Here is a 459-nt window from a genome sequence, read left to right as displayed (position 1 = left end):
CGGTGACGTTCCCCGGCTGGGGCGCCGTCCACCCCATCCAGCGGGGCACCATCGTCGACACCCCCGGCACCGCCCGCATGCTGGAACGGCTGCTCGGCCACCGCATGCCGAGGACCGGCCGCCCGCTGGTCGTCGTCACCTCCCCGGTGCTCGACGGGCCGGCGTTCCGTGCCGCGGCCCGCACGGCCGTGGAGGTGCTCCGCCCGCGCGCCGTACTGACGGTCCCCGGCGCGCGGGCGGTCGCGCTGGCCGCCGGCGCCGATCATGTCCGGCCGCTGCTGGTGGTGGACATCGGCGCGCACCTCACCGAGGTGGTGCTGCTCGCCGACGGCGCGGTCACCGACGCCCGGCGCACCGCCCTGGGCACCGCCGACCTGTCCGACGGCACACCGCCGGAGCTGATCACCGACGCGGTGGTCGGCATGGTGACGGCGATGCTGCGGCAGGACCGCACCTCCC

Annotated in this window: 1 protein-coding gene; it reads left to right on the top strand. The window is 77.1% G+C overall.

Annotated features, from left to right (window positions below; all coding sequences use genetic code 11):
- A partial coding sequence (locus LPA54_RS38225) for a rod shape-determining protein (RefSeq protein ID WP_228984983.1) occupies positions 1-459 on the top strand: 459 nt, incomplete at both ends.

It is taken from the genome of Streptomyces sp. DH12 (assembly GCF_020873895.1).
Classification (GTDB): domain Bacteria; phylum Actinomycetota; class Actinomycetes; order Streptomycetales; family Streptomycetaceae; genus Streptomyces.
This window is presented reverse-complemented; position numbering and strand designations above follow the sequence as displayed.